This window comes from Mucilaginibacter sp. P4_C11 (genome assembly GCF_056402115.1).
Map to the genome: position 1 here is coordinate 64,509 of NZ_JBFUIA010000032.1, position 24,334 is coordinate 88,842.

The 24,334-nt window shown below is 42.0% G+C and carries 24 protein-coding genes; 14 read left to right on the forward strand and 10 right to left on the reverse strand.

Going from position 1 to position 24,334, the window contains the following annotated elements:
- Positions 1–37 precede the first annotated feature (37 nt).
- Positions 38–1,045, reverse strand: coding sequence for an ABC transporter ATP-binding protein (locus AC1DU2_RS24450; protein WP_477387604.1), 1,008 nt, complete (start codon positions 1,043–1,045; stop codon positions 38–40).
- Between the two features lie 177 nt (positions 1,046–1,222).
- Here AC1DU2_RS24450 and AC1DU2_RS24455 point away from each other — a divergent pair, with 177 nt between their 5' ends.
- A complete protein-coding gene (locus AC1DU2_RS24455) occupies positions 1,223–1,435 on the forward strand; it encodes a hypothetical protein (protein ID WP_477362773.1) in 213 nt (70 codons plus the stop codon).
- Between the two features lie 2 nt (positions 1,436–1,437).
- On the opposite strand, the gene AC1DU2_RS24460 is transcribed toward AC1DU2_RS24455, so the two are convergent.
- Entirely contained in the window at positions 1,438–2,361 is a 924-nt protein-coding gene (locus AC1DU2_RS24460) for a ChbG/HpnK family deacetylase (RefSeq protein WP_477387605.1), read from the reverse strand.
- Positions 2,362–2,573: 212 nt separating this feature from the next.
- On the opposite strand from AC1DU2_RS24460, the gene AC1DU2_RS24465 reads away from it, so the two are divergent.
- Positions 2,574–4,175, forward strand: a complete 1,602-nt coding sequence (locus AC1DU2_RS24465) for a PAS domain-containing protein (RefSeq protein WP_477387607.1) — start codon at positions 2,574–2,576, stop codon at positions 4,173–4,175.
- An 87-nt stretch (positions 4,176–4,262) separates the two neighbouring features.
- Here AC1DU2_RS24465 and AC1DU2_RS24470 read toward each other — a convergent pair whose 3' ends face one another.
- Complete coding sequence (locus tag AC1DU2_RS24470) at positions 4,263–5,513, reverse strand: DUF2130 domain-containing protein (RefSeq protein ID WP_477387609.1); 1,251 nt, start codon at positions 5,511–5,513, stop codon at positions 4,263–4,265.
- A gap of 116 nt (positions 5,514–5,629) precedes the next feature.
- Here AC1DU2_RS24470 and AC1DU2_RS24475 point away from each other — a divergent pair, with 116 nt between their 5' ends.
- Complete coding sequence (locus tag AC1DU2_RS24475; protein WP_477362785.1) at positions 5,630–6,022, forward strand: hypothetical protein; 393 nt, start codon at positions 5,630–5,632, stop codon at positions 6,020–6,022.
- Between the two features lie 210 nt (positions 6,023–6,232).
- Positions 6,233–6,454 carry a hypothetical protein gene (locus AC1DU2_RS24480; RefSeq protein WP_477362788.1) on the forward strand — a complete coding sequence of 74 codons (222 nt, stop codon included), beginning with the start codon at positions 6,233–6,235 and terminating at the stop codon, positions 6,452–6,454.
- Between the two features lie 65 nt (positions 6,455–6,519).
- On the opposite strand, the gene AC1DU2_RS24485 is transcribed toward AC1DU2_RS24480, so the two are convergent.
- From AC1DU2_RS24485 to AC1DU2_RS24495, 3 genes are all read right to left on the reverse strand, one after another.
- The gene (locus tag AC1DU2_RS24485) at positions 6,520–7,095 is read right to left on the reverse strand and encodes a YceI family protein (RefSeq protein WP_477387611.1); all 576 of its coding nucleotides are present in this window, start codon (positions 7,093–7,095) and stop codon (positions 6,520–6,522) included.
- Between the two features lie 180 nt (positions 7,096–7,275).
- Complete coding sequence (locus tag AC1DU2_RS24490; RefSeq protein WP_477362794.1) at positions 7,276–7,938, reverse strand: autotransporter outer membrane beta-barrel domain-containing protein; 663 nt, start codon at positions 7,936–7,938, stop codon at positions 7,276–7,278.
- Positions 7,939–8,075: 137 nt separating this feature from the next.
- Positions 8,076–8,903, reverse strand: a complete 828-nt coding sequence (locus tag AC1DU2_RS24495; RefSeq protein WP_477362797.1) for an N-acetylmuramoyl-L-alanine amidase family protein — start codon at positions 8,901–8,903, stop codon at positions 8,076–8,078.
- A gap of 235 nt (positions 8,904–9,138) precedes the next feature.
- Here AC1DU2_RS24495 and AC1DU2_RS24500 point away from each other — a divergent pair, with 235 nt between their 5' ends.
- The 7 genes from AC1DU2_RS24500 (at position 9,139) to AC1DU2_RS24530 (ending at position 17,399) form a co-directional block, all read left to right on the forward strand.
- Positions 9,139–9,966: an alpha/beta fold hydrolase gene (locus AC1DU2_RS24500; RefSeq protein ID WP_477387613.1), complete on the forward strand. Its 828-nt coding sequence runs from the start codon at positions 9,139–9,141 to the stop codon at positions 9,964–9,966.
- A 125-nt stretch (positions 9,967–10,091) separates the two neighbouring features.
- Positions 10,092–10,556: a mobile mystery protein A gene (locus AC1DU2_RS24505; RefSeq protein WP_477362803.1), complete on the forward strand. Its 465-nt coding sequence runs from the start codon at positions 10,092–10,094 to the stop codon at positions 10,554–10,556.
- The gene (locus tag AC1DU2_RS24510; protein ID WP_477387614.1) at positions 10,547–11,143 is read left to right on the forward strand and encodes a mobile mystery protein B; all 597 of its coding nucleotides are present in this window, start codon (positions 10,547–10,549) and stop codon (positions 11,141–11,143) included. Before AC1DU2_RS24505 ends, AC1DU2_RS24510 begins: the two co-directional genes overlap by 10 nt.
- Before the next feature lie 122 nt (positions 11,144–11,265).
- Entirely contained in the window at positions 11,266–12,345 is a 1,080-nt protein-coding gene (gene rhaT / locus AC1DU2_RS24515; protein ID WP_477387616.1) for an L-rhamnose/proton symporter RhaT, read from the forward strand.
- Positions 12,346–12,479: 134 nt separating this feature from the next.
- Positions 12,480–14,600: a bifunctional aldolase/short-chain dehydrogenase gene (locus tag AC1DU2_RS24520; RefSeq protein ID WP_477387618.1), complete on the forward strand. Its 2,121-nt coding sequence runs from the start codon at positions 12,480–12,482 to the stop codon at positions 14,598–14,600.
- A gap of 134 nt (positions 14,601–14,734) precedes the next feature.
- Entirely contained in the window at positions 14,735–16,009 is a 1,275-nt protein-coding gene (locus AC1DU2_RS24525; protein WP_477387620.1) for a sugar isomerase, read from the forward strand.
- Position 16,010: 1 nt separating this feature from the next.
- Positions 16,011–17,399 carry an FGGY-family carbohydrate kinase gene (locus AC1DU2_RS24530; RefSeq protein WP_477387622.1) on the forward strand — a complete coding sequence of 463 codons (1,389 nt, stop codon included), beginning with the start codon at positions 16,011–16,013 and terminating at the stop codon, positions 17,397–17,399.
- 238 nt (positions 17,400–17,637) lie between these two features.
- On the opposite strand, the gene AC1DU2_RS24535 is transcribed toward AC1DU2_RS24530, so the two are convergent.
- The 3 genes from AC1DU2_RS24535 to AC1DU2_RS24545 form a co-directional block, all read right to left on the reverse strand.
- Positions 17,638–18,492, reverse strand: a complete 855-nt coding sequence (locus AC1DU2_RS24535; protein ID WP_477387624.1) for an alpha/beta hydrolase — start codon at positions 18,490–18,492, stop codon at positions 17,638–17,640.
- 91 nt (positions 18,493–18,583) lie between these two features.
- Entirely contained in the window at positions 18,584–19,423 is an 840-nt protein-coding gene (locus tag AC1DU2_RS24540) for a ThuA domain-containing protein (protein ID WP_477387625.1), read from the reverse strand.
- Between the two features lie 514 nt (positions 19,424–19,937).
- Positions 19,938–20,156, reverse strand: coding sequence for a hypothetical protein (locus tag AC1DU2_RS24545; protein ID WP_477362829.1), 219 nt, complete (start codon positions 20,154–20,156; stop codon positions 19,938–19,940).
- A 322-nt stretch (positions 20,157–20,478) separates the two neighbouring features.
- On the opposite strand from AC1DU2_RS24545, the gene AC1DU2_RS24550 reads away from it, so the two are divergent.
- The 3 genes from AC1DU2_RS24550 (at position 20,479) to AC1DU2_RS24560 (ending at position 23,696) form a co-directional block, all read left to right on the forward strand.
- On the forward strand, positions 20,479–20,811 hold the full coding sequence (locus tag AC1DU2_RS24550) for a YnfA family protein (protein WP_477362832.1): 333 nt from the start codon (positions 20,479–20,481) through the stop codon (positions 20,809–20,811).
- 216 nt (positions 20,812–21,027) lie between these two features.
- Positions 21,028–21,234 carry a hypothetical protein gene (locus AC1DU2_RS24555; RefSeq protein ID WP_477362835.1) on the forward strand — a complete coding sequence of 69 codons (207 nt, stop codon included), beginning with the start codon at positions 21,028–21,030 and terminating at the stop codon, positions 21,232–21,234.
- 227 nt (positions 21,235–21,461) lie between these two features.
- The gene (locus tag AC1DU2_RS24560; RefSeq protein WP_477387627.1) at positions 21,462–23,696 is read left to right on the forward strand and encodes a tetratricopeptide repeat protein; all 2,235 of its coding nucleotides are present in this window, start codon (positions 21,462–21,464) and stop codon (positions 23,694–23,696) included.
- Positions 23,697–23,805: 109 nt separating this feature from the next.
- On the opposite strand, the gene AC1DU2_RS24565 is transcribed toward AC1DU2_RS24560, so the two are convergent.
- Positions 23,806–24,168 carry a hypothetical protein gene (locus AC1DU2_RS24565; protein ID WP_477362841.1) on the reverse strand — a complete coding sequence of 121 codons (363 nt, stop codon included), beginning with the start codon at positions 24,166–24,168 and terminating at the stop codon, positions 23,806–23,808.
- Positions 24,169–24,334: the final 166 nt, after the last annotated feature.

Genomic DNA, 24,334 nt, shown 5'->3' on the forward strand with positions numbered 1-24,334 from the left:
AAGAACCCTCTCCTTTGGAGAGGGCAGGGTGAGGCTTCTAATTTTCCCATTTCCCAAACTCAAAGTACCTGGTTATTTTAATGCTCACTTTGCCGCCTACTTTATATTTCCCCCTGTTGTAGTTCATTACTCTGAGGGTAACATCGTTGTTATCGATGATCAATTCTTCAAAAAAGCCTTTGAACAGGATCATTTTTATGAGCCATTTTTTGCCAATGGTTGCAATTTTCACATGCTCGGCATATACAACAACAATACTTCGCTTACTTTTAATGCCGCAAACTTTGGCTTGGGTTGATGTAAGCATACTGCTACTGGCCAGTATTTGCGAAGTATACAGCAATTTAGGCGAGTGGTATAATTTATCAGGCGGGCCGTGTTCAACAATTTCGCCTTCCTTTATTACAATAAGCTCATCTGCCATTGATAATATTTCGGCCGGATCATGAGATACCAGCACCACTGTTGTCTTCCACTCCCTCACAATCTGCCTGATATCGTGCTGCAGGGCTTCCCGGTAATAGGCGTCAACCTGGTTAAACGGCTCGTCAAGCAGCAATACCTGAGGCCGACTTATAAGAGCTTTGGCTATAGTAACACGCTGCTTTTCGCCACCACTTAGTTTGCCAAAAGGGTAATCCCTCAGCGGGTAAATATTAAGCATATTAAGAGCTTCGGTAACCAACTTTATTTCATGGCTACGGTCTTCGGGAGGCATTCCATCGCGCACAGTTTCCCAAACAGACGACTTGGGGTTCATATCAACACCATTTTGGGTAACCATCCGCATTACCTTGTGGGCATGCTGTATACCATGTTCGCGGCTTAATACCCTTTCTTCCTTAAAAAAAACCTCGCCATGATCTGGCTGCAGGGTGCCAAACAATAAGTTAAGGAGCGTGGTTTTACCACTGCCGCTTTCGCCAACTATCGCGGTTATCTTACCCTTGGGCACAAATATGGTTATATTGTTTACCCCGGTTGATTTATCGCCAAAAAAGTTTTTGGTAACAGATATGGTTTCAAGTATCAAATCATCTTGCATTCCTGTGTACTTTTTATCGCTTAAAATTTTGCTAAAGGCAAATAATAGTGACTTAATAAAGCACCTAAGCTATAAAAAGTTTGCTGTCAACAAAAACTAAAGCTTATATTTTATATGCATGCAAACAATTTACACCGATAGTTATTCTTACTACAGCAACCCATCAAAATCACCATCATGAACAAAACCATCGGTATAGCCCTTATAGTTATTGGTGCCATCATGCTCATCTGGACGAGCTTTACTTATACCAAAAAGGAAAAGGTGATTGACGCCGGACCCCTCCAGGTTTCTGTTGATAAGCAAAAAACCGTTAACTGGCCCCCGTATTTAGGTGGCGCATTAATTATTGGCGGCATAGCCGTAATTGCCTTATCAAAAAGTAAATAAGCCTATTTATTATCAACAGCCTTAAGTATGCTTATATCTTTACCTGCTAATAATTGAGCGTAATTAATCATTTTAAATTTTTTTCCCTCCATCGCCCTGAATTCCGGTGAAAGCAACATGTTTAGTTCTGTTTGGCGGTGAAGGCTGGTTAGGGGTTTTCCGTCTTTACCGTTCATCATGCTGCTATTCATATCCACCAGCGCGTCCATCTCGGGACTGGCAGTGGCTGTATGGATAACCACCAGGTTTGGCTTGTTGGGGCTAAGTTTGGTGCTTACATAATTCCGAAAAACCTTTTTCTTGGTGGCTATCGGCTCGCCCCACATTTCCATATAGGTTTCTCCAAAATAGGTAACGCTACTTAGGGTTGATATGGCTAATTTATATTTATGCGCCAGTTTTTCGGTTAGTGCCCGTAGCGCGGGTGTCGATAACGCTATCCCCATATGTGGGTCGATATAGGTAATTCTAAGCCCCGAGGCCAATGCACGTTCAATTTGTGCCGATAGCTCGGTTTCCACTTCCTCCATTTTATATCCGCTTTTGGCGAACGATGACGTGGAATGCGGGAAATAGCCCACTTCATCAACTAAACTTGGCACTGCAGTTCGCCCGGTAACCGGCCCCCAGCGGTAGTTTTTCCACTCAGATGTTAAGGTTAAGTGTACCCCTACGCTTACGTTCGGATACTTTTTCAAAATCTCAACGGCTTCCTGGTACCATGGGCAGGCAAACTGTAACGAAACGGAAAATGGCAAGCCGGTTTTAGCCATCTTTTCGGCGGCCATATTTACAGAATGGTTCATGCCTATATCGTCAAGCCTTATCAACAATTTTGGCAGTTGATCAGCATTCTGCGCTATCGCGGGACTTAACCAAACAACTGTCATCAACAAAAACAGGTACCGCTTAAGTATATTTTTCATTAAATTGGKGATTTTTAGGTATAAAAAACAAAAGATCAATTATAAATGATCTAAAAAACATGAAAAATTACCATTTATTGCAATAATAAAATGTAAATATTACAAAAATCAACGGTTGCCACATTTATTTACTGAGATTTTGCGTTAATTTAATATCTTGTAAACCATAATAACGCTTATATCACTAAAAATACCCTATTTAAACGTTACCTATGCATAATATCTGGCAGAATTACAAAGCCATAATTAATCGCAATTGTTTAGGTAACACCGAACAACTGCATGGTTTGCGTTATTGGAGTAACAAGTTATTTGCAGCAATAATGACATACTTTTTGCCACTTGCTATCATTGCCCTGATTTCCGGAGGGTATATCTGTATTTCAAATCATTTTTATGTACTTGCCATTTTCGTTTCATTTATTGTAGTTGCTATCGGGGTCGTGGCATTATTACCTGGTATAAGTATCCCGGCCCGTAAATCTCTTTTTATTGCGTTTCTGTACACGCTTGCCATATTTTTGCTCTACTACCTGGGTTGGTATGGGCCAGGCTTGCTTTATTTATTGGCTATAACATTTGTTTGTTTGCTTATATTTCATGGCAAGCACCCGTTTTGTACTGTTTACATGAACATATTTATTTGCATTTCGGTAGCGGCTTGCATTCAGTTAAAACTTTTATCAAACGGCATAACGCTCCAATATTCCCTCGGCGCATGGATAGCGGCATCAGTAAACTTGATTGTTTTGAGCGCGGCTATAGCCAAACTTTTACCCGCGCTTTTTAATGGCCTGCAACAAAGTAACAACCGGTACGAAACCGTTGCGCAGGCCACAAGTGATACCATCTGGGATTGGGATATCATTAGCGATATCATTCAGTACAATTATGGCATGAACCAGGTTTTTGGGTACAAATTAAGCGAAATTGCCAATGTAACCAACTGGTGGAACACCAAACTTCACCCTGATGATGCCGAAAAAGTTACCGGCGGCCTTGCCCAGGCTTTTACAAGCAAAAGCAACCACCTGCAGCTCGACTACCGGTTTTTATGTGCCGATGGCAAGTACAAACATATACTTGACAGGGCTTTGATAATAAGAGATGAAAGCGGTAAACCCGTACGTGTTATTGGCGCTATGCAGGATGTTACCCGCCAAAAAGAAGAAGAACAATGGCTGCGCCTTACCGAATCGGTATTAAAATATGCCACCGACGCGGTTTTGATTTTTGAGGCCGAAGCCAATGAAAATCAGCAAAGAAAATTAGTATATGTAAACCAGGCATTTACCAATATTACCGGCTATACCCAGCAGGAAACAATTGGAATGGTAACCGATGTTTTATGGGGTAACAACGTTGCCGGCGTCGCTCAAAACAATTTAATGACCACCTTTGATCAGCAAGTAGCATTTGAGATTGAGGTAATTAATTATAAAAAGAATGGCGAACGATTCTGGAGCAGTAAATCGGTATCACCTGTTAAGGATTCAACTGGCAGAACAACCCATTGGATCTCGATTGAGCGCGATGTTACCCAAACAAAAAACCACGTTAACGCTATCGAAAAACAAAATATTAAACTTAAAGAAATAGCCTGGACCCAGGCCCACACGGTACGAACCCCGGTTGCCAGGCTCATTGGCCTGGTTGACTTACTACTTGATGAAAATACCCATGCAACGGATTACGACCAGTTGCTCAATTTTATTTCAGTATCCGTGCATGAACTTGATAACATCATCTTAGGTATCATCCGAAAATCAGAAAACGAGCAGATAAATTTAATGCCTAAGTTGGACAATTTATAGACCAACGCTTACCGGACATTCTGAGCCTGTCTGTAACCGCTCATACTGAAAGACCCTGCTAATCCTATAAAATCATCAAATCCAGCACTACTCCAATAACAAAGTATCCTCATCGTCGGTAAGGCTTAGCTGAATGCTGTCTGCCCCTGCAATACCTTCAATGCTGCCTTTAATATGCGCGGCGTTTAACAATACTTTATCCAGCTGCTTCTCGCGCGATTTCCACATTTTTTCCATCGCGTCGCGTTCTTTTTGGATAGAAAGACGCATACTCATATAACCTTCCCGAATGGCTTTCCATTGTTCAGAAAACTCGCTGCTGGTTAAGTAATCATACAACAGGTGCATTTTATCGCCTTTATTATCCTGCGATTTAATGAGATTTGATAATTTGATAACACCATCGCGCAGGATATAGGATACGGCCTTTACCTCATCAAAACTACAAATCCAAACGCCATCTTTTTCGCCAAAACAATCCATGCCTTTAGGATAGCATTGAGTAACAATAACGGCTACGTCCACACCAACGCTGCGCATGTCTTTTTTGAGTTTGTCAATCCAGTCGGCGCCAAAAGTGGCTGTGCGTTTACTTTCGTAAATAATTTTACCACACTCCTGCCCAAACTGGTTACGAACGGTTTGAACGCAATCGGCGCCGCGAACCCCTTTACCAACTTCGCTTATTATATCAAACGGAAAATAGTTGCGCAGTAATTCTTCCAGTATCAGTTCCTGCACTTCGCCTTGCAATTGCATCGATCCTTGCTCGGCTTTGCGCTTCATTTCTTCGGCAAGCTTCTTTTGGTCGTCAAGCTGTTTTTCCAGTTCTTTTACTTTCAACTGGTATTCAATATCTTTAATGCTATGCCGCTCAGCTTCCTGTCGCCTAATCTGCTCGCCCAGTTCATTACGTTGCTCCTGCAATTTACGTTGCAATGAAAGCTCCATTTCCTCTTCTTTTTGCTGCAGCTTTTTTTCGCGCTGTAAAAATTCAAGTTCTTTCTGGCGCGATAGCTTTAATTTCTCTTCGCTCTCCTGTGCCGAATTTTTAAGCATCAGTACCTGGTTTTCATAATCCTGGCTTATGGATTTGCGCAAATTTTCCTCCAACACCAGTTGCAGCTGTTTTTTCTCGGCATTCAGGCGCTGTTCAAACTCGGCTTTTTGCTGGCGCTCTTTACTCAAAAACTCCTCGTCCTTTTTACGGTATTCCTCCTCCTTTTGGCGGGTATAATCTTGCATTTTAACCCGGAGCTCTTTTTTATACTCCTCGGCCATCACCTCCTCTATCGGAAAACCAAAACCGCAACTTGGGCACTTAACTTCTGTAGCCATACTTTTTATCACGCGAAAAACATTTTCGCACCTCAAATATAGGAATTTATACAGCGCCAAATTTTAACGAAAATGTAATACTTGCAGTTATCAATTATTATTTATACATTACATCAATGCAAATTTTACAAATTGGCAAGGTCTTGTGGAGCTACGATTACGAAATCGCGGCACTTACGTTGATCGATGAAGCCGGAGCCCTTTTTTCGCTAACTCCGCCCCCCCACCATCGTGAGGGTGAAATTATATTGACCCCAACAAGCCTGGTTATTGATGGCTATAACTACTTAAATATCCCCCTAAACAAGCTTGAACAAGTATATCTTGGATTTGATGATGTTTACAAAAGATCATTAGTAAGAAATAAAGGCCTTTTTTGCCAACCCTTAAGGTTGCGCTACAAACAAGGTGATGATACTGCAGTAGTTTACCTTATTGTAGATCTTAGGTTTTTCGGCACAAAAAACCAGCTCTGGTTTGATACCTTAAAACAACTCCTGGCCGACTAAGCCTCTTTTGCCCCCAAAACACACCTTTTCTTAAAACATGTAGTGCTTTGCCGGAAAGCAATCCGGTTAAAATACCGCATTATGGGTATTTTTTATGAATCACCAATTTGTCATATTTGACACTACAAACCATCACTAAAACCCTTTATCTCCTGGCCTCCTATTTAATTGGCCACCTGTAGCAAAGGCTTACATAATTTATTGATCATTATGAAAAAACTCGGACTACTACGGTTATTTATTTGTTTACCACTCATCGCCCTTATTATCCCCAACGTTACCGAATCATTAATAAACCCCAATTACAAGGTGCCACTTATACACGTTATAGCGGGTGCCGCACTTGTGGTTGCAATTGGCATTTGCACAATCATTATCTACTACCTTCAAAAACAGCAACTTAAAGTACAATACCAGCGCAACAAAAACTAACTAAAAAGCAAACGGCGTACCCGGTTTACCAGGTACGCCGTTTAGCGTTTTAAGCAATATTATAATTATTTAGCTTTAGCAAATTCGCCGTTAGCTTTAATGGTAACTTCATCGCTTAACATAGCCGAACCAAATTTACTACCAAAGCCAAAATCAGCACGTTTTATTGTGCCTGTTAACTGGAAACCAGCATCATCGGCTTTGCTCATTGGGTTTTGAATGGTACCACGGTACCATAAATCAAATGTAGCTGGTTTGGTAACACCTGCCAAAGTAAGGTTACCGGTAACGGCATAATGTTTATCAGAAGTTTTTGTTATACCTGTGCTTGTAAAAGCAATTGTTGGTTTATTTGCAACATCAAAAAAATCGGCAGATTTTAAGTGATTATCACGATAATCGTTATCTGTGCTTACAGATGCCGTTTGTACAGTAAACGAAACTTTAGCATCGCTAAAATCTGGCTTTGCAGCAACAATAGTAGCATCGTAAGTTTTAAAAGTACCGTCAACATCATTTACCAGTAAGTGGGTAACTGTAAACTTAACATTTGAGTGTGCTTTGTCAACCGTCCAGGTTGTTTGTGCCGAAGCGGCAGTATACAAAAATGCCGACGCTAACAGGATAAAGACTTTTTTCATTTTACTTGAGATTTTGTTTTTTTTATGATCCAAAAGTATACAAAGAATTGGAATATTTAGCAATTAAATGTTTAAACACTTAATTATTAAATTAGGATGACAAATTACGACTAATTTAGTGGGGTAAACAATATTTTCGGCGCACTAAATACATTAACAGAATGGAAAAACGGCAATAATTTACTTAGCGCCAAATACATAAAATAATGAAAGGCCTACATTACTGCTAATAAAGCTGGCGTCAAAAGTATTAGTGCTATAATTGTTTGGGGATTCGTCATTCCCTTTTGAATGCTGATAAGCTATGTTAGCTAACGAAGCCGAAATCCCAATATTTCTTGAAGGGTAATAAACGAGGGCAAGGTTTGCACCAGCAGAATAATTATCGCTTTTGTAAGTATCACTTGCCTGATTAGGATCTGAATAAGTGTTTTTGGTATTATATTTACCATAACCCACATATGGACCGGCGCGCAAACCTATCTTATCGGTATACATGAAGTATTTTCTTAAAAATAACTGTGCGCTATAATCATATTGACGGCTACGGTAAGGCGAGGATCCCTGGCTGTTCGTATTACTCATATGATCATAACCTAAGTTAACGCCAATATCTAACTTGTTGGCAATAAAATAACTGTAGCTTGGCCCGATACCAAACGACGACGATTTGGAGTTTAAATTATAAGATGATCCAGAATTTGGATCATTGATAACGTTACTCGATTTTTGAGAATGAAAAGACACGTTGACACCTAATGTTTGCGAGCCTTTTTCGGTTTGGGCTTTTGAAATTTGAAAAGCCAGTAAAAATGCAGGGATTAAAAGCAGTACTTTTTTCATATTGTAATAATAGTTTATTGAGCATTTGAAACGGCTTTTATTTGCCTATATTTTGCCAATACAGCTATTATTAAATAAATATTTTTCGCGATAATATAAGGTTATAACGGGCGTTTAATTTGATTTTATCATCAAAGTTATCTTCCCTCCAGGCTATCCCTGTACTCCTTAAGCGCTTTTAAAATCGAAGTAGCGATGGTGAACTGGCCGTCTTTTGAGTTCAGGTATTCTTCATCAGTTGGGTTATTGATAAATCCAGTTTCAACTAACACTGCAGGCATACCGCTTTGGGCCAGTACCAGCACGCCTTGCTCCTTTACCCCAAAGGTATGGTGCCCATCTGCTTTCTTTACCTGGTGAATAATCATATCACCAAAATGAATGCTTTGTTTGCGGTACTTTTGCTGAAAAGCATTCAACACAATGGTATTAACTACATTATCATCGCCATAACCGTTATATTTATTCTTATAATCATCTTCAATAAAAATAGAAGCGTTCTCCCGCAATGCCTCCCGCTGTTCCTGGCTGCGGTGAAAACCGTAAACCAACACCAGGGTGCCGTGCTCTTTGGCTCTTTTTTGTGGTGATGAATTACAATGGATAGAAATAAACAGGTTGCCGTGGTTACTGTTGGCTATTTCGGTGCGCCGGTGCAATTCAATAAAGGTATCTGTACTACGGGTCATGATGGTTTTAACACCGGGCATTTCGTTATTTACCAAATCGCGCAGTTTTTTGGCAATACTAAGCGCTATATCTTTTTCTTTTGAAGTGGCGCCGTGTGCGCCGGGATCTTTACCCCCATGGCCGGCATCAATGATAACTGTTTTGAACTTAAAGTGATTTGTAACCGGCTTTGTTGCACCACTTTCTTGTCCGTATAAACTGTTAACTGAAAACAAACGGAAGAAAAAACAAACAAATACAAGTATACGCGTACTTTTTAGGTAGATGGAAAACATGAAGAATTTTGTATATAGGTACTTTAAATATTTTAACTATAAATGCCATAATTAAGATATTGTTTGGTGTACTCAGTTTAAATGTATGTTTAATTAAATTCTGCAAAGGTAGTATTAGTTAACATTTTAACGTTATTTGGGTTCAAAAAAACACCCAAATAACAAATCGACAAGAGATGCAATGCATATCATGTTTAAATTTTATATTTATGTTTTACTACTTACCATTTGATATATGCCATTTAAAAAGCTGCTGTTTGCCGTGTTCGTTTTCAACTTTTTTGTACAAACCAGTTATAGCCAGGAAAAACAAATCCCCTACGGCGACAACGCATCTGTGGGCAAATATTACAACATACGCGGCATTAAGCTATATACCGAAACTTATGGCAGTGGCAAACCCTTGCTGATGATACATGGCAACGGTGATAAAATGAGCGCTTTTAAAAACAACATCCCATATTTTGCAAAAAAATATAAGGTTATAGCCGTGGATAGCCGTGCGCACGGCAAATCAACCGATGCGGCCGATTCGCTAAGTTTTGAACAGATGGCCGATGATTTTGCGGCCCTGCTGGATGCGATGCATATCGACTCGGCTTACGTTATTGGCTGGAGCGACGGGGGCATTAACGCGCTGGAACTGGCTATGCGCCATCCTGAAAAAGTGATTAAACTGGCATCAACAGGTGCAAACCTTTGGCCCGATTCAACCGGGTTAATACCCAGCTTATGGAAAGATATGCAGAAAAACTACGCGGCACATAAAAATGAGGTTTGGAAAACTGCTAAAGAAAAAAACGACTGGAAAATATTCATGCTGGATTATGACCAACCGCACATCAAATTAACCGAACTACACAAAATCAAGTGCCCATCGCTTATTATAGGCGGCGACCACGACCTTATCCCGGTTGAGCATACGGTAATTATTGCTCAAAATATCCCAAAATCCTATTTGTGGATCGTACCCAACTCGGGCCACCCTACACTCGTCGAACATAAAGACGAGTTTAACAAACTGGTGGATGATTTTTTTGAGAAGCCATTTAATAAACGATAACTTTTCTATATAAAATCAGTCTATACACTGATAAATAATTTTATTTTTAAGTCTATAGTTTTAAAAAAACTTGCTTATTTCAAACTATAGCCTTAATTTTGTTTTGTACTAAAGCGGTATAGGGTATGAAAAACAGAAAACAACAGTTGATTATTGAGCAGATGGATAAAAAGCTTACCGTTTTTAAATCGGTTGAGAATGTTATCATACCGTCAAAAGGCTGGTTAAATGCTGTGCGGGTATCCCTTAAAATGACTTTACAACAATTGGGCAGTCGTTTAAATATTACGGCACAAAGCGCAAATGACCTGGAAATGCGGGAAGCCCTGGGCACTATAAGTTTAAACCGGTTGCGGGAAGCTGCTGATGCTTTAGACATGAAATTTGTATATGGGATAATACCCAAGGATGGTTCTATCGAATTAATGATTGAAAAACGAGCTAAGGAGCTTGCCCAAAAGATTGTGTTGCGAACATCTAATTCAATGAAATTGGAAGACCAGGAAAATTCGGGAGAAAGAATAGAAAAAGCTATTCAGGAAAAAACAGAAGAGATCAAAGAAGAGTTGCCCAAATATTTATGGGAATAAATTTTGAATACCAGGATGGGCAAACCCCTTTGGACGAAGAGGAAAAAGAGGGTTTGCTCATTACTACCATCACTACACGCGCAGAACTGGATGAGTTTGAGCAATTGAACATTCAAAAAGCTATAGAGTGGACCTTAATCCGGAAATTCAAATCGGATAAAGTGTTAACAGAGGGGTTTGTTAAAGAACTTCATTACCGTATGTTTGGTGACACCTGGGCCTGGGCAGGTAAATTCAGAAACACAAATAAAAACCTGGGAGTGGATTACTTTAAAGTAAGCGTAGAGCTTAGAAATCTATTAGATGACACAAGATTCTGGGTAGATAAAGCAATTTATCCACCAAACGAAATAGCCATCCGCTTTAAACATCGAATAGTTAGCATTCACTGTTTTGCAAACGGCAACGGCAGACATTCCAGATTATTAGGCGACATTATAATTGAACACCTTTTTAAGCTACCAGTGTATTCATGGGGAAGTTCAAACCTAATTAAAGCAGACCAGAGCAGAAAATTTTACCTGACTGCCATAAGAGTCGCCGATAAAGGTGATATTGAACCGCTTATACGGTTTGCGCGTTCTTAGCTTGCTTATCAAGTCACACTCGTTCCACGAACCATATACCTGTTCAAATCCATGACAGTCCATGACAGTTCCCGAATTACTATTGCCTACATTAGCTTTACCAATTTAAACCAGTTAAGAGTATGCAAGTTATTTTTGGAGTCTTTTTCCATTTTATCGGCGGGTTCGCATCGGGGAGTTTTTATATTCCCTACAAAAAAATTAAGGGCTGGGCCTGGGAGAGCTACTGGATAGTAGGTGGCATTTTTTCCTGGCTCATAGTTCCGCCGCTGGCCGCATGGTTAACCATACCTGGCTTTGCCAATATCATTAGCCATACCAGCACATCCGTAATCGGGTGGACTTACTTAATGGGCTTACTATGGGGCATCGGAGGGCTCACCTATGGCTTAGGTGTACGATACCTTGGGGTATCACTGGGCAGTACTATTATATTGGGCCTTTGTTCGGTATTCGGGGCATTAATACCATCGGTATATTATGACCTGGTTCCAAAAGAGGGTAAGGATACGTTTAGCATGATGCTGCATAACCACTGGGGGCAGTTTGTATTATTAGGCATATTGCTATGTGTTGCAGGTATAGTTATATGCGGCAAAGCCGGCATGATGAAGGAGAAAGAGCTATCATCAGATAAAACCATCGCCAACGAAAATAAAGATTACCGTTTTGGGCTGGGCATCTTCGTAGCTGTAGTATCGGGGGTGTTAAGTGCTTGTTTTAACTTTGGCATCGAAGCAGGAAAATCAATGGCAGATACCGCAAACAATCTTTGGCAGGCCGCACACCCGGGACAGGGTAACTTTCTGTATCAAAACAATGTAACCTACATTATCATATTGTGGGGTGGTTTAACTACCAATTTTATATGGTGTATGGTGCTAAACGCCCGCAACAAAACGTTTGGTAATTATACCGATAAAAAAACGCCGCTGCTAAAAAACTACTTGTTTGCGGCACTGGCCGGCACTACCTGGTTTTTACAGTTCTTTTTTTACGGTATGGGCGAAAGCAAAATGGGCAACGGGGCCAGTTCATGGATTTTGCATATGGCCTTCATTATCCTGATAGCCAACACCTGGGGCCTGGTGCTAAAAGAATGGAAAGGCGTTAGCAAAAAAGCATTTGCTACTGTAATTGCCGGTATAGCCGTAATTATACTATCGGTGCTTGTGGTGGGCTACGGTAATTCGTTAAAATAATTATTGAATTATTGATTGACTAAATTATTGATTGAGCTGCAATGCGGCTATATCAATAATCAGCAAACATTAACTCAACAATTAAAATAAAATCAATAATTCACTAACTCAATAATTCAACAATTAAAATACATATGTCTGTCAAAACAACACAATTTAAGCATGTAAGCTACCTGTGGGATGATGCCAAAGCAGCCGGGCTTGCCGGCGACGAGGTAGCATTATTAATATACCGATCCAACTTATTAGGTGCCGATTTGCGGTTAACTAACTATGGCGGAGGCAATACTTCGTGCAAAGTAATCTCCAAAGACCCTTTAACCGGCAGTAATGTTGAAGTAATGTGGATTAAGGGATCGGGCGGCGACATTGGAACATTGAAAAAAAGCGGTTTGGCAGCTCTATATGTCGACCGGCTGCGCAGCCTTAAAAATGTTTACCGTGGCGTAGAACATGAGGACGAAATGGTTGAACTGTTTAATCACTGTATTTACGACCTGGCATCAAAAGCGCCGTCTATTGACACTCCGTTACACGGCTTTTTACCTTTCAAACATATCGATCACCTGCACCCCGATGCAGCTATTGCTATCGCCGCAGCAAAAGATGGTAAAAAAATAACGCAGGAACTTTTTGGCGGCACCATTGGCTGGGTAGAGTGGAAAAAACCAGGCTTTGAGCTGGGCTTGCAATTGAAACAATGTCTTGACGAAAATCCCGGCATCCGTGGCATCATGTTAGGTTCGCACGGCTTATTTACCTGGGGCGATACAGCTTATGAAAGCTACGTTAACACATTAGAAGTAATTGAGCGCTGTGCCGAATACCTGGAAGAAAACTATGGCAAAAAAGCCCCCGTTTTTGGCGGTCAAAAAATTGAAAGCCTGGACGATGCGGGCCGAAAAAAGCAGGCTGCCGCCATTGCCCCTATTCTACGTGGCTTTTGCTCGAGCGAGCGCCACATGGTTGGGCATTTTACAGATGATGCCCGCGTGCTGGAGTTTATCAACTCGAATGATCTTGATCGTTTGGCGCCGTTAGGCACCAGCTGCCCAGACCACTTTTTGCGGACAAAGATTAGTCCGCTGGTATTGAATCTTGCACCGGGCGAAGATTTGAGCGACGTTAAAGCTTTACAGGAGCGCCTGACACCTGCGTTTGAGGCCTACCGCCAAATGTATACCGATTATTACAACACCTGCAAACACGAAAACAGCCCGGCTATCAGGGATACCAACCCGGTAATTATCCTTTATCCGGGTGTTGGTCTATTCTCTTTCTCAAAAGATAAACAAACCGCCCGTGTTGCAGCTGAGTTTTATACCAACGCCATCAATGTAATGAAGGGCGCCGAGGCTATATCAGAGTATACGTCGCTGCCACGCCAGGAAGCATTTGACATTGAATATTGGTTGTTGGAAGAAGCCAAGCTACAACGCATGCCAAAGCCAAAAGCGTTATCGGGCAAAATTGCCTTAATAACAGGCAGTGCCGGCGGTATAGGCAAGGCTATCGCCAAAAAATTTGTTGATGAAGGCGCGGTTGTGATCCTTAACGATATGAATGCCGAACGTTTGGAAAGTGCTGGCGAAGAATTTAAAAAGCTGTACGGCAAAGACTCATATGCCACCGCAGTGCTTGATGTTACCAATAGCGAACAAATTGATTCGGCGTTAACGGTTGCCGCCCTGGCTTTTGGTGGGGTGGATATTGTGATTAACAACGCCGGCCTGTCTATTTCAAAATCTATTGCCGATCATACCGATAAGGATTGGGACTTATTGTACGATGTGTTGGTAAAGGGCCAATTCTTTATTACCCAGGCCGCCGTCGCCACCATGAAAAAGCAAGCTATCGGTGGCGATATTATTAACATTGTAAGTAAAAATGCCTTAGTAAGCGGGCCAAACAACGCGGGGTACGGCTCGGCAAAGGCCGCGCAATTGCACCTAAGCCGCTTAAACGCTGCCGAGTTAGGTGCAGATCATATTCGTGTAAACGTAGTTAACCCCGATGCTGTTATCAGCGATAGTAACATCTGGGCCGGCGGCTGGGCCGAGGGACGTGCAAAAGCTTACGGCATCACCGTAGCCGAACTGCCTGCTTACTACGCTAAACGTACCTTATTAAACGAGGTGATTTTACCGGCAGATATTGCCAACGCCTGCTTCGCCTTTACAGGCGGCCTGCTCAACAAATCAACCGGCAACGTGTTGAATGTTGATGGCGGTGTGGCGATGGCGTTTGTGAGGTAGAAGCCCCCTCTAAATCTCCACCTGAAGGGGGAGACTTGAAAACATAAACCTTGGCTAAAACCGGGGAATTAAATTGTCCTTTTTAAGCCCTCCCCTTCAGGGGAGGGTTTGGGTGGGGCTTAACCATTATAACAATGCAATTAGAGAAGAGCATAATCGAAGAAACTAACCATCAGCAACAAGCCGCGCACCAGCGTAAGTTTAATTTTGTTGCGGAGGATATAAAAGGGTTGGACACCATCCTGAAAAAATTAGGTGATTTTAATATCGCCATACCAAGTTGGGCCTTAGGTACCGGCGGCACACGTTTCGGCCGTTTCTCTGGCGGTGGCGAACCACGCAGCCTGGAAGAAAAAATTGAAGATGTGGGTTTAATTCATGCATTAAACCGCAGCAGTAATTCCATTTCGCTGCACATTCCATGGGATATCCCTAAAAATGCTGATGCTATAAAAGCGCACGCCGCACAATTTGGACTGCATTTTGATGCCGTAAACTCCAACACCTTTCAGGACCAGGCAACACAGGAGCTGAGCTATAAATACGGCTCGTTGCACCACGTAGATAAGGCTGTGCGCAAACAGGCCATTGCCCACAATATCGAAGTTATTAAGTATGGTGTCGAGTTGGATTCAAAAGCTTTATCGGTTTGGTTATCCGACGGATCAAATTTTCCGGGGCAACTGAACATGCGTGGCGCTTTTGAACGTACGCTGGAAAGTTTACAGGAAATTTACGAAGCCCTGCCAGCCGATTGGAAAGTTTGGGTGGAGTACAAACCTTACGAGCCGAATTTTTATTCAACTACTATTGGCGATTGGGGCCAATCCTACCTCCTGTCGTCCAAATTAGGCAGCAAGGCACAAACCCTGGTGGATTTGGGGCACCATTTGGGCAGCACCAATATTGAGCAAATTGTTTCTTTATTGCTGATGGAAGGCAAGCTGGCCGGCTTCCATTTTAACGACTCTAAATATGGCGATGATGACCTTACCGTCGGCAGCATCAATCCATACCAGCTGTTCCTGATATTTAATGAACTGGTAGAAGGCATGGATGCCCGCGTCATGAACCACGCGACCGCGATTGGCTGGATGATTGATGCCTCGCATAATGTGAAAGACCCTATCGAGGATCTGATCCAATCGGTAGAGGCTATTAAAATTGCCTACGCACAGGCCTTATTGGTTGATGTAACAGCGCTAAAGCAAGCACAACAGGATAATGATGTAGTTAAAGCACAGGAGATACTACAGCATGCTTACCGTACCGATGTACGCCCGCTATTAGCCGAGGCACGTTTACGCGCCGGTGGGGCGTTGGATCCTCTTGCCTTGTACAGGGCACAGGCCGTACGTAACCAATTGATTAAAGAACGCGGGGCAAAAGCGGTATCAACCGGATTATAATATGACGCAAATACCTGTTATTGCTGTTTTTGATGTTGGGAAAACCAATAAGAAGCTGTTCCTGTTCGATGAAAACTACAAGATAGTTTTTGAACGCACAGCACGCTTTACCGAAACCCACGACGAAGATGGCGACCCATGCGAAAATCTTGATAGCCTGCGCCTATCAGTATTTGATTCGCTGCGCGAGATTTTTAAGCATAAAGAGTTTGATTTAAAAGCGGTCAATTTCTCTACCTACGGCGCAAGCTTTGTTTATGTAGATGAAGATGGCACCCCGCTTACCCCATTGTATAATTACCTTAAACCATATCCACCAGAGTTGAGCAGGCAGTTTTACCAAACCTACGGCGATGAAGCCCGGTTTGCACGTGAAACTGCCTCGCCGGTTTTGGGCAACCTAAACTCGGGTTTGCAACTGTACCGGCTTAAATACCAGCAACCGGAGGTGTTTAAAAAAATTAAATACGCTCTGCACCTGCCCCAATACATGAGCTACCTGTTAAGCGGCCAAATGGTTACCGATTTAACCAGCATAGGCTGCCATACTGCCCTTTGGGATTTTGCCGCAAATGACTACCACAAATGGGTAAAAGATGAGGCTATACTACCTAAAATGGCTCCGCTAAAGCCTGCCGATAGTGTTTTACCATCGGTGTTTCCGGGCAGCACGTTTTGTGTGGGGGTTGGCCTGCATGATAGCTCGGCAGCGCTTATCCCCTACCTGGTAAGTTTTAACATGCCCTTTGTACTCATATCAACAGGCACATGGTCTATCAGTTTAAACCCATTTAACCAGACACCCCTTATTGCTGATGAATTAAAAAACGACTGCCTTAACTACCTGCAATACAAAGGCAGCCCGGTAAAAGCTTCACGACTGTTTACAGGGTACGAATACGAACAACAGGTAAAAAGAATAGCAGACCACTTTAACCGGGACGTTATTATTTACCGGACCATTAATTATGATGGAGCGGTTGTAGCAAAGCTAAACCTGCGTAACAACGCGTTAACGAGCAGCAAACAGGACGGAGAACTGCAAAAGTCGGTTTTTGAACAACGGGATTTAAATGATTTTACCGATGATATTGAAGCCTATCACCAATTGATGATAGATATTGTGAATCAGCAAACCGTATCAACTAATTATGTATTGCAGGGCTGTACGGTGCAAAGAATTTTTGTAGATGGCGGGTTCAGTAAAAACAGCGTGTTTATGCACCTGCTGGCCCTGGCCTACCCTCAACTGGAGGTTTACGCCGCCTCCATGGCCCAGGCTACGGCTGTCGGCACGGCATTGGCCATCCATTCCTGCTGGAACAGTAAAACACTGCCGCATGATTTAATTGAGCTGAAGTATTATTCGGGGGTAAAAGAGATCGTTTAGAGGAGACTTAAGAAGTTAGAATCAGGAAACAAACTTTTTATTACTCCCCTCCCTGTCATGTTGTGCTTTCGAGGTGCGTAGGCCTGTCACCCTGAGCCTGTCGAAGGGTCGCGCGGACAGGCCTTTGCCCGCGATGCTTCGACAGGCTCAGCATGACAACGACTTTTGTATGCCATTTCCCCTTCAGAATTTCGCGAAATTTTACAACTCAGCATGACAAGTGGAGGAAATGTTGTTTTTAAATCTCCTTCACCAGCCCCAAAATGCCCCCCACAACCACGGCATCTTTAATAATCCTTTCGTGCCCGAGTTCAAAATATTCATGCGTAACGACATCCGGGTTAAAAGCCAAAAACTCCTGCAAATAGTCATAAGGCGATACCTTATCTTCCTTGTCAAAAGCCAGGCAATGCTTTAGCGCCCCGCTTATGTGTTTGTTGTTAATATCGAAATAAGAAGCATCCAGTTCAAAAAGTTCCCTGAAACTTTCAAAAAATTTTTCCTGTACCGATACCGGTACTTCGGCGGCATTCATCGTGGCTTTAAAGTTTTCTTTTAGTTTAATTAGTGGGGCGATGCTGATTTGCAGGGTCGGTTTAATATTAGTTTCGTTTATGGCTATAACGTTGGCCATGGCCCCCAATGAATGCCCTATTATAACATCCGGTGCGCCATATCGGCTAATAATAGCCTCGGCAGCTTTTGCAAATAATATCAGGTTGGATAGTTCCCCTTCCGAACTGCCATTGCCCGGCGCATCAAAGGCAATGATCTGGATATCGTCAATCGCTTTTAATCCGGTTATCACCTCATCAAAATCAATGGCCTTTGATCCCCAGCCATGGGTTATCAAAACCTTTTTATTGCCGTTGCCCCAAATAAAACCATTAAAGTTTAATATCGATTTTGCAAAATGCGGATCATCAACCGGCAATGTAAACTTTTCGGCTTCATCTAACAATTGTTGCTGCTGTAACCTCGGCTGCATTTTGGGCGAATAGCAGATAAGCTGCCAAAGCATATCTGTTAAATCAACATCTTCTTTATTTTCCAACGCGAGGATGTGGCGGTGCAATAGTTTTAGTTTCTTCATGAGGCAGTAGCATGTTCAGAAAACAAATGTAAAAAAAAGCTGAGCGACCGGTGTCCTGAAAAGGTCAAACTCGCCCTTCAGGGGGCCGGGGCTACTTCCCCCTGCCCAGCCACAACAAACTATTGATAAGCAGCTGGTTTTGCGTATCGTTATCAAAAGTGTAAGATAAAGTACGGTTGGTGCCACCATCATAATCCATATCATTATGGCCCATGTTAAAGTAAACCATACGATATTTTTTATTGGTCCATACTACCGGGTAGTAGCCGCTGTGCCATATTTCATACTGTTTAGGACCATTACCTAACGGAAAACTGGCCGAATCGATAGACAACAAAATCTCAATATCCGGGTTCTTGCGCAAATCGTGCTCCCACCGGTACCATTCGTTAGGCTGCGTTTTAAATGTTGCAGGCAGGCCGCGGGTTACCGGGTGTTTAGCGTCTTCTACCCTTAAAATGGCCGGGGTTGGGTGCCAGGTATTACTCACATACTGGCCAGATCCCAGGAACTCGTTATGGTACCAATCCCAATTTTGAGGATAATCTGAAGGTGTGAGCGCAAAAGCCGAAAAATGGAAACCCATCCAGCCGCCGCCATTTTTCATATATTGTTCAAACGCGGCGCGCTGAGCATGGTCATCCGGCCGGGTATCTAAAAACAGTACAACCTGGTATTTGGCCAGGAAAGCAGCGTTCATATTACTCCAATTGTTGGTAGAATTGTAGGTGAAATTGTATTTTTTCGCCATCTCCGGGAAACGCTTGTTGGCTTCGTGCATAAAACTGATATGCGCCTTATCATTACGGCCTGTATAAAAAGCTATTACTTTAAAAGACTTATTTTTTTGCGCGCTGGCAGTATAAAAACTCAGGCAAACGATGCATAGTACAGCCGCCAATGCAGCGAGTTTTGAGATACGGATACTCATGGTTGATGCTTTGGTTTATTTCCTATAAAACTAAGCCATTTTATTTAAAATAGATAAATGCCAGCTTATTAAGATTTAAAGTAGTTGTATGATTAGCTGCAGATCGGTGAAATCTCGTGCAATCAGTGAAATCTAATCAAAAAAAACAGCCGCTGCATTACTACAGGCGGCTGCCTCTAAGCTATTGTCCCTGATTACATAACTTATTATTCAAAAGTATCCTATCCGTTTGTTAAAATTACCAGGGGTAATACGGATTTATCATTCGGATTTTACGGTTTTGTAATTGGGGATTTTACGTATAAATGCTGATACAACAAATAAAAATGCCTGGTTTGCAGTGCAACCAGGCAGGGATATTAAATTTAGGTTTATAAGTCGGTATACTAACCACAAGATACAACTTTTTGGAATAAAATCAATTTAATATAATTAAAAAGAAAATACATTTTTCAATACAGTTAAATAACATCACCAAATTATCGCCGAAGTACTATTAAGGTATAATTATTAACTATAAACCAAAATAATCGTCGATACTTTTGCCTATTACCTGTAAAGGGATTTTATGATTGCCAAAGCGATGCTCAACCACTTCCCAGCAATCGGCACTTACCTTAGTTATGGTATGAAATGAAGAATGACTAAAAACGCTAAAAACTGTAGTTTTCCCGATAGCCGACTGTATAACCTTGTAAGTTCGTTGATCAACCTGTAATTCAAATGACTCCATTGTATAGTTTACCAAAACTATCACGCGGGCCGCGCATATGCAAGTGTAAGCACCCCGTGTTTTAACCTACAGCACAGTAGGTGTTTTAACGGGGTACGATGCCGCTAAAAAAAGGGAACGGCCCTTGCCGTCTTTAAAATCCTCTGTTTTATTACCTGTCGTTATTAATATTTTTTGCCATTCCCGTATCGAAAACTACGTGTACAATTACAAAATTGCGTGGCCGGTTCCAAAATCTGCTGCTTTAACCACACGTTCGGTTATTTAACAATAATTTTCCTTTCAACGCTAAAATCCCGCCTTGAAACTATTATTTTGCGGTATGAACATTCTTCGCTCCCTTGTAGTTTTTATAGTTGCCGGTTTATGCGAAATTGGCGGCGGCTATTTAATATGGCAATGGCTAAAACAGGATAAACCCCTGTGGTATGGCATTTTGGGCGGTATTATACTGGCCGCTTATGGTGTGGTAGCAACCTGGCAATCGGCCGGCTTTGGGCGGGTATATGCAGCGTATGGCGGTATTTTTATCATAATGGCTTTGATATGGGCCTGGCGTGTTGACGGTTTTAAGCCCGACAGGTACGATGTAATTGGCGCCCTGGTAGCCTTGGCCGGTGCATGCATTATCATTTTTACACCACGCGGAAAATAAACACTGCGCATCTCACCCGTATTTTTTTATTCTGTTTGTTAACCAAATTAACGGCATAATCTCCCGCCATTGCCTCCGCAAAAATAATATCATAAAAAGCAACAAATAACCAAACAAAGCATGGCTTAATTTGTAATACAATTAAGTTTTGCTTTTTATTTAAATTATAACAAAATAATCACTACCTTAGCATTATCATACTAAATGTTAATAATTATGGAAAAATTAATAATATTAAGAATGTTTTTCTGCTTCCCATTGTTTGGGTTGCTATTACCAGACGCAGGCGTTTTACTTTCAAAAAACCCAGGCAGCATACCGTTAACCCACATCGGTATTGAAACAGGGCTCATTTTTTGCATCCTGATTTGTACTGCTGCAATTAGCTATGGTAAAAAACGCGGCCAGATACTGGAAGATTAAAACAAAAAGTTGCTGTGGGCATAATAATGGTTACTGCAACAGTTAATTTGATATAATCACCTGGTGAATAACTCAGGTACAAATGGGGCTATTATGCCCCAAATTTCCTCTACAGTATAATTCCTCTGTTTTTTTTGCCTAAATTTCAATACATTGGCTTTCGGTATAGCCTTTGCTCTACCGATATCGGTATTTTTATCGACATTTGATCAACAGCCATTTCTTAAATGAAAAAAGTCCTATTCCTCCTACTTTTACCGGTTACTGCATTTGCTCAAACAGCAAACATTTATATCCAAAACGGAAATGCCAGGGCTAATGAAAAAGACTATAAAGGAGCTGTTCAAAATTTCACCAGGGCTATCGAATTAAATGATAAAAGCAGCGATGCTTATTTCTATCGTGCAAATGCAAACGGCAACCTTCATGATTTTAAGTCGGCCATTGCCGATTATGCTAAAACCCTTGCACTTAAGCCCGACTTTACTACTGCATATTTTTATAAAGCAAATGCCGAAAGTAATGTGCAGGACTACCAGGCTGCTATTGACGATTTTAACCGGGCAATTGCATTAGGCCCCAAAACAGCCGAAATGTTCCTTTATCGGGGCAATGCAAAATCAAACCTTAAAGACTATGCAGGTGCCATTGCCGATTTCACGATAGCCTTGCAATTATCGCCGGAAAAGGCAGAAATTTATGAATATAGAGGCCTGGCTAAAAACAACAAAGGGAATTTTGCTGCCGCCATTGACGATTACAATATCGCCATCAAACTAAATCCCCAAAAAGGTGCCGTTTATGGGTATCGCGCCGGCGCAAAAGCCAGCATCGGTGATCAGAACGGAGCAGTTGCCGACTATACAACCGCAGTGACCATTAATCCTCAAAACGCTGAAGCTTTTTTATACCGTGCAAATGCCAAAGCCGAACTCCAGGATTTTAAAGGCGCTATTGAGGACTATAAAAAGGCAGCCTCGATAAATCCGGAACTCAAAAATGTTTTTCTTTACCTGGCCAATACCCAGGGCAAAATGGGCGACAGTAAAGGTGCGCTTGATTACTTTAACAAATCAATTACGCAGCATCCCCAACTTGCCCTACTATATCTCTACCGCGGTGTAGTTGAGAGCAATATGAATAATTATGAGGCAGCTATGAATGACTTTAACAAATCAATTGCATTAGGTAACAGGAGTGCCGAAGCCTATCAAAGCCGGTCATATGCAAAACTATCTGCAAACAACCCTTCAGGAGCTAAACTGGATGCTGATACTGCGATAGCCATTGATCCTAAAAACATAAATGGCTATATAAGTCGCAGTAAAGCAAAACTGGCAATGAAGGACACTACCGGTGTAATGGCCGACCTTGCCCTGGCCATAGCCATTGATGGCAAAAGCGACGAAGCCTACCTGGTACGTGGCGATACCCATCGCGATCTTGGTGATATGGTGGCCGCCATAAATGATTACACAAAAGCTATTCAGGTAAATCCAAACTATACGTATGCTTATTTAAACAGGGCAATTGAAAAAGATAAGATGAATGATAGGATTGGCGCTGTGAGGGATTTTGAAAAGCTGATAGCTATAGCACCAAAAAAAGAAGAAGCGTACACCCGGCTGGGAAATGTGAGCAATTTTTATAAATACACCGCCAATGGCGTGCAATTATTTACTACGGCTATCGCCCTAAACCCGGCCAATTCAAATTTTTACCTGCACCGCGGCGAAGCTAAAGCTGCAGGCGGCGATCTGACCGGCGCCATGGCCGATTTTGACGCGGGCCTGGCCAAAAACCCTAAAAACACCGCCATACTACTTAAACGCGGTTTGGTTAAGGCCACTAAAGAAGATTACGTAGGTGCAATGGCCGATTTCAACACCTCGTTAAAAATAGATTCTATATCTGATGCGGCGGCTTTGCCCTATCAAAACAGAGGCTATATAGAAACCAAACAAGGCAACTATAAAGCGGCCATGAAAGACCTTGACAAGGCAGTTTCTATATTTTCAAACGAAGACACTTTCTTATTCAGGGGCGATCTGAGGCTTATTTTGAAAGATTATGCCGGCGCGGCCGACGATTATCATAACGCCATCTACCTTAACCCTACCTACGCCAGGGCGCTGGCTCATAGTGGTATAGCAAAAAGTTACCTGGGCGATACACAAGGTGTAAATGACGATTTTGCAGCTGCCCTAAAAGCCGACCCAAACAGCGCCGATACCTACACAGACCGTGCCGCTGCCAGGGTAAACCTGAAGGATGCCGCAGGCGCAGTTGCCGATTGTAACCACGCTATAAAGCTTAATTTGAAGCACTCCCGCGCCTATTTGCAACGCGGCCTTGCCAAAATAGCCCTTAATGATAAGGCCGGGGCCTGTGCCGATATGAATAAAGCCATTGAATTTGGCTCGAAAGATGCCGCCGCAATTATTGCAAAATACTGCAAATAAGTGCTATCCTCCCAAAGAACTGACTAAACCCAAGGCCTAAAAAAACCAGGCAGCATTACGAAACCTGGTCATTTACATCCCTTGAATTTGAACTTTTAATTTCGAATTACTAAACCGCTTTTCTGCCCTCGTCTTGTAAATGATCACGTAACTCCTTCAGCTCCATTTCATAGGCACGCATTCGGGCCTGCAAAATATCAACTTCGGTACGCATCATTTGTATTTCGGTAATCAATTTGGCCGATTCGGGTTTGTTAATTTTTTTTTCACCTGTACCCAAAATAAGCCATTCGGGTGAGTATTTAAGTTGAAAACAGAGTTTACGGATAAGATAGTAGCTAATATCCTGTTTTTTGTTAACCACCTTGCTGATAAAACCCTGGTCGACACCGATAGCCGTGGCCAAGCCCATTTGGCCGCCGTGCTCCTGTACAATTACTTTTAGCCGTTTTATGATTGCTTCGTCAGACATATTATGCCTGCAATAATAAGCAATTTATTCATTGGTTCATTGGTTCATTGGTTCATTGGTTCATTGGTTCATTGGTTCATTGGTTCATTGGTTCATTGGTTCATTGGTTCATTGGTTCATTGGTTCATTGGTTCATTGGTTCATTGGTTCATTGGTTCATTGGTTC

What these genes read in the sequence shown, in the direction of transcription:
- AC1DU2_RS24465 (WP_477387607.1), top strand. Translation starts at nt 2,574, where the DNA reads ATGCATAATATCTGGCAGAATTACAAAGCCATAATTAATCGCAATTGT.
- AC1DU2_RS24495 (WP_477362797.1), bottom strand. Translation starts at nt 8,903, where the DNA reads ATGTTTTCCATCTACCTAAAAAGTACGCGTATACTTGTATTTGTTTGT.
- AC1DU2_RS24545 (WP_477362829.1), bottom strand. Translation starts at nt 20,156, where the DNA reads ATGGAGTCATTTGAATTACAGGTTGATCAACGAACTTACAAGGTTATA.
- AC1DU2_RS24535 (WP_477387624.1), bottom strand. Translation starts at nt 18,492, where the DNA reads ATGAAGAAACTAAAACTATTGCACCGCCACATCCTCGCGTTGGAAAAT.
- AC1DU2_RS24540 (WP_477387625.1), bottom strand. Translation starts at nt 19,423, where the DNA reads ATGAGTATCCGTATCTCAAAACTCGCTGCATTGGCGGCTGTACTATGC.
- AC1DU2_RS24530 (WP_477387622.1), top strand. Translation starts at nt 16,011, where the DNA reads ATGACGCAAATACCTGTTATTGCTGTTTTTGATGTTGGGAAAACCAAT.
- rhaT (WP_477387616.1), top strand. Translation starts at nt 11,266, where the DNA reads ATGCAAGTTATTTTTGGAGTCTTTTTCCATTTTATCGGCGGGTTCGCA.
- AC1DU2_RS24565 (WP_477362841.1), bottom strand. Translation starts at nt 24,168, where the DNA reads ATGTCTGACGAAGCAATCATAAAACGGCTAAAAGTAATTGTACAGGAG.
- AC1DU2_RS24470 (WP_477387609.1), bottom strand. Translation starts at nt 5,513, where the DNA reads ATGGCTACAGAAGTTAAGTGCCCAAGTTGCGGTTTTGGTTTTCCGATA.
- AC1DU2_RS24475 (WP_477362785.1), top strand. Translation starts at nt 5,630, where the DNA reads ATGCAAATTTTACAAATTGGCAAGGTCTTGTGGAGCTACGATTACGAA.
- AC1DU2_RS24520 (WP_477387618.1), top strand. Translation starts at nt 12,480, where the DNA reads ATGTCTGTCAAAACAACACAATTTAAGCATGTAAGCTACCTGTGGGAT.
- AC1DU2_RS24490 (WP_477362794.1), bottom strand. Translation starts at nt 7,938, where the DNA reads ATGAAAAAAGTACTGCTTTTAATCCCTGCATTTTTACTGGCTTTTCAA.
- AC1DU2_RS24550 (WP_477362832.1), top strand. Translation starts at nt 20,479, where the DNA reads ATGAACATTCTTCGCTCCCTTGTAGTTTTTATAGTTGCCGGTTTATGC.
- AC1DU2_RS24560 (WP_477387627.1), top strand. Translation starts at nt 21,462, where the DNA reads ATGAAAAAAGTCCTATTCCTCCTACTTTTACCGGTTACTGCATTTGCT.
- AC1DU2_RS24460 (WP_477387605.1), bottom strand. Translation starts at nt 2,361, where the DNA reads ATGAAAAATATACTTAAGCGGTACCTGTTTTTGTTGATGACAGTTGTT.
- AC1DU2_RS24480 (WP_477362788.1), top strand. Translation starts at nt 6,233, where the DNA reads ATGAAAAAACTCGGACTACTACGGTTATTTATTTGTTTACCACTCATC.
- AC1DU2_RS24450 (WP_477387604.1), bottom strand. Translation starts at nt 1,045, where the DNA reads ATGCAAGATGATTTGATACTTGAAACCATATCTGTTACCAAAAACTTT.
- AC1DU2_RS24505 (WP_477362803.1), top strand. Translation starts at nt 10,092, where the DNA reads ATGAAAAACAGAAAACAACAGTTGATTATTGAGCAGATGGATAAAAAG.
- AC1DU2_RS24525 (WP_477387620.1), top strand. Translation starts at nt 14,735, where the DNA reads ATGCAATTAGAGAAGAGCATAATCGAAGAAACTAACCATCAGCAACAA.
- AC1DU2_RS24510 (WP_477387614.1), top strand. Translation starts at nt 10,547, where the DNA reads ATGGGAATAAATTTTGAATACCAGGATGGGCAAACCCCTTTGGACGAA.
- AC1DU2_RS24485 (WP_477387611.1), bottom strand. Translation starts at nt 7,095, where the DNA reads ATGAAAAAAGTCTTTATCCTGTTAGCGTCGGCATTTTTGTATACTGCC.
- AC1DU2_RS24555 (WP_477362835.1), top strand. Translation starts at nt 21,028, where the DNA reads ATGGAAAAATTAATAATATTAAGAATGTTTTTCTGCTTCCCATTGTTT.
- AC1DU2_RS24455 (WP_477362773.1), top strand. Translation starts at nt 1,223, where the DNA reads ATGAACAAAACCATCGGTATAGCCCTTATAGTTATTGGTGCCATCATG.
- AC1DU2_RS24500 (WP_477387613.1), top strand. Translation starts at nt 9,139, where the DNA reads ATGCCATTTAAAAAGCTGCTGTTTGCCGTGTTCGTTTTCAACTTTTTT.